The sequence below is a fragment of the Dyadobacter sp. genome (assembly GCF_051859145.1).
GTDB lineage: Bacteria > Bacteroidota > Bacteroidia > Cytophagales > Spirosomataceae > Dyadobacter.
Genome location: NZ_JBHYGF010000391.1, coordinates 1 through 3,839, shown reverse-complemented (window position 1 = coordinate 3,839; position 3,839 = coordinate 1). Strand labels below are relative to the sequence as shown.

The 3,839-nt window shown below is 47.2% G+C and carries 4 protein-coding genes; 3 read left to right on the top strand and 1 reads right to left on the bottom strand.

Annotated features, from left to right (window positions below):
* The 3 genes from ACTIE6_RS19975 to ACTIE6_RS19965 form a co-directional block, all read left to right on the top strand.
* Positions 1-528, top strand: a 528-nt coding sequence (locus ACTIE6_RS19975; protein WP_439558324.1) for a multinuclear nonheme iron-dependent oxidase, incomplete at its 5' end; no start/stop codon positions are given.
* Positions 529-613: 85 nt separating this feature from the next.
* Positions 614-2,260, top strand: coding sequence for an alpha-glucan family phosphorylase (gene glgP / locus ACTIE6_RS19970; RefSeq protein WP_439558323.1), 1,647 nt, complete (start codon positions 614-616; stop codon positions 2,258-2,260).
* Positions 2,261-2,341: 81 nt separating this feature from the next.
* On the top strand, positions 2,342-2,926 hold the full coding sequence (locus ACTIE6_RS19965) for a Uma2 family endonuclease (RefSeq protein ID WP_439558322.1): 585 nt from the start codon (positions 2,342-2,344) through the stop codon (positions 2,924-2,926).
* Here ACTIE6_RS19965 and ACTIE6_RS19960 read toward each other — a convergent pair whose 3' ends face one another.
* Positions 2,927-3,829, bottom strand: coding sequence for an SDR family oxidoreductase (locus tag ACTIE6_RS19960; protein WP_439558325.1), 903 nt, complete (start codon positions 3,827-3,829; stop codon positions 2,927-2,929).
* Positions 3,830-3,839 lie beyond the last annotated feature (10 nt).

Sequence of the window (3,839 nt, the reverse complement as noted above, 5' to 3'; positions counted from 1 at the left end):
TTTTATCCATTGGAGCGCGTGCGTGAAATGCATATCTCAGGCGGAAGCTGGGATGCACAGATTCCGGGTAAGCTCGTGCGCCGCGATACGCATGACGAGGCAGTGCCGGAAGAGGTTTTCACGTATCTGAAAGAAGCAATTCCCCGTTGTCCCAATTTGAAGTTTGTAGTAATGGAGCAGCTAGGCACCGCGCTGGATACAGCTGAAAAGCAGGATGATTTTCAGAAAGATTTTCTGCGAATGGACACGATTGTTAAATCAATTGAAGCAACCAGGCGCATTACGACAAACAACTTCCTGCCTCTTTCGCCGAAACTCCCTGCTAGCCCGCCAATTCAAGACCTGGCTTTGTACCGCCAGCAAATGCAGCTTTCAAACATTCTTGAAACAGCAGGCGACCTGAACGAAGCGCAGAGGCTGCTCAAAGCTTCTGAACTCAGTAACTCAGACTGGCACATTGAGCATTGGGAGCTTCATATGCTGCAAACGGCAATGAACATTGCACAGAAATGGAAGGGAGGATTTTAAAATAGGTTGATTAACTTGATGGCACAATTTTGTAGCACGTATAGTGGCCGGGTTCGGCTGTCAATTTACAACAAAACTCCTTGCAATGGCTAAGTCCACGTTTTCACTCCCTTACAAACATCCTTTTGCCCCGGATAGTCAATACAAAAAGTCAGTCGCATATTTTTCAATGGAGTTCGCCGTCGATCAGGCGCTGAAAATTTATTCAGGCGGTCTGGGATTCCTGGCAGGCTCGCACATGCGCAGTGTATATGCATTAAAACAAAACCTTATCGGTGTTGGTATGCTCTGGAAGTACGGCTATTACGATCAGGGCCGCGCCAAAGACGGCAGTATGCAGCCGGAGTTCAGAGAGAAAATGTACTCTTTCCTGACTGATACAACAATCCGCTTTCAGATACCGGTGATGGGCAAGAAAGTCTGGGTAGCAGCTTACTATCTGGATCCCGAAGTGTTCAAAACCGCCCCGATGTTCCTGCTGACGACCGATACAGACGGAAATGATGATACCACAAGAGCGATCAGTTATTCTTTATATGACGCAGACCCGACTTACAAAGTAGCGCAATGCATGGTGCTGGGGATAGGCGGCGCCCGACTTCTGGAAGAACTGGGGTATGAGCCGGAAGTATATCACCTCAATGAAGCACATGCGGTTTCGGCTGTTTTCTCCCTGTACAAAAAGTACGGGAAAGTGGATGAAGTGAAAAAGCGCGTTGTTTTTACAACACATACCCCGGAAGAGGCCGGAAATGAAAAGCACGAGATCGGTTTTCTGGAAAAGCTTGGGTTTTTCTCGGGACTGGATTTGCCAACGATCAAGAAGATCAGCGGGATGAAGGATAATATATTCAACCATTCTCTGGCAGCATTAAGTCTGAGCCGGAATGCAAACGGAGTATCCAAACTGCACGGCGAAGTATCGCGGGGAATGTGGAAGGCTTATCCGGGAATTGCGCCGATCGGACACATTACCAATGCGCAAAATAATACATACTGGGTTGATCCTCAGCTGGAACAAGCCCGGATCGATCAGGATACCGACCGCATTGCGGCCAGGAAGAAAGAACTGAAAGCAGTATTGTTTAAAACCGTAGCTGACCAATGCGGTAAGATCTTTGACCCCAATGTGCTCACGATCGTGTGGGCCCGCCGGTTTGCAGCCTACAAACGGCCGGATATGCTTGCGTGGGATATGAACAGGTTTACGAGGATGATGAACAATATTCAGCAGCCGGTGCAGGTAATCTGGGCGGGTAAACCATATCCGAAAGATGAAGATGCAGTCAATACATTCAACCGGCTTTTCTATCTGAGCCACCTCTATCCCAATCTGGCAGTACTGACAGGTTATGAACTGGCGCTTTCCAAGCTGTTGAAAGATGGTTCAGATATCTGGTTGAACACGCCAGTAGTTACCCGTGAAGCTTCGGGTACCAGTGGAATGACAGCGGCAATGAATGCGTCACTTAACCTTTCAACTTTCGACGGGTGGATTTGTGAGTTCGCAAAAGATGGCGAGAACTCCTTTTTGCTGCCGGTTGCAAAAGGGGATGATATCAACAAGCAGGACTGCGATAACCTGATGGAAAAGCTCGAACGTGAGGTAATCCCGACCTATTATAATGGTCAGAAGAAATGGCGGCAAATGGTACTCAACAGCATGAACGACGTAAATGTACCTTTCAACTCCGATCGTATGGCGCGGGAGTATTATGAAAAGTTGTACTAGGCCGCAGGATCATTGATGAAAACAATATGAAGCAGGAATTGTAAATTGCTTTATAAAAACTTCCAGATGTTGAAAATGAACATGCCAGCTATCCTAGAAGGCGGGAATCTGATGAGCGAGGATGAATTCTTCCTGTTCTGTCAGACAAACATCGACGACGCGCTTGATTTTGAGCGTGATAGCAATGGGAATGTCATCATTATGTCTCCATCTGGAAGTTTTACAGACAATTTTACATCTAATATTCTGATCCATTTTGGCAGCTGGTTACGGAATACGAAAATTCCGGGAAAGGTTTTCGGTTCCTCAGCCGGTTTTACACTGCCTGACAGTTCTGTTAGATCGCCCGATATCTCCTGGATCAGGCTGGACAGATGGGATTCATTGCCAGGAGATGACAAAGAGAAATTTGCGCACGTATGTCCTGACTTTGTGATTGAGGTACGGTCTAAGTCGGACAGTGTGAAGTATCTCAAAAACAAAATGCAGGAATACCTGCAAAATGGTTGTGAAATGGGCTGGCTGATCGATCGGTTTAATCAGAAGATTTACGTCTACCAGCCTGGCCAGCCTGTTATAGAACATCACCATTTTGACTTCCAGCTTTCAGGAGCACCTTTGTTTCCTGGTTATGAAATCAACCTGCACGAAATAGAAAATTCCTGATTAACCTATTTGCTTTGCCAGAATCGCAATTCCTTCGCTAAACGAATGCGGCTCGTAGCCCAGAATTTCGCGTGATTTACTCAGATCAAAACCTGTGCGCGGTGGCCTGCGGGCGGGTTGGGTGAATGCGGAAGCATCTGTGGGCGAGATCAGCGATTTATCCAGACTAAAATAGTCAGCAGCCATAATCGCCATTTCGAATGGGGTCAGAAAGTCTTTTCCTGAAATGTGGAAAATGCCTTCCGCTTCCTTTTGAGCAATCAAATAGCAACCCAGCGCCAGGTCTTCCGCCAGGGTTGGCGTGCGGTGCTGGTCAGTGACAACCTGAATGTGTTTCCCCGCTTCCAGCGAGTTTTTAACCCAAAGTATGATATTGCTGCGGCTCATATCGTGCGCTATCCCATATACGAGTACCGTTCTGGTGATTGCAAACCGGATATCTGAACTGAGTACCGCCTTTTCGGCTGCGTACTTGCTCCAACCGTAGAAGCTGATCGGATTAGGCTGATCTTCCTCTTTATACGGTCCGGAAGTTCCATCGAATACAAAGTCTGTGGAAAGATGTTGCAGAAATACGTTGTGCTCGCGGCAAGCTGCGATCAGGATTTCAACTGCGGTTACATTCAGTTTCCAGCAGGCTTCTTTTTCCAGTTCACATTGATCCACATTTGTCATCGCTGCCGTGTGGATAATCACGTCCGGACGAACTTCACCCACAATTGCATTTACCTGCGCGGGATCGGTGGTATCCATTTCGAGGTACTGATAACCTTCCGGAAACGGCAGTCGATTGGTGCCTTTCGCGGTTGCAATGGTTTCAATGTCAGACAGCTGAACAAGAAGTTCAACCAGCTTCTGACCCAGCAGCCCGTTTGAGCCTGTAATTAAAATTCGTTTTTTCAATGCTAAATCA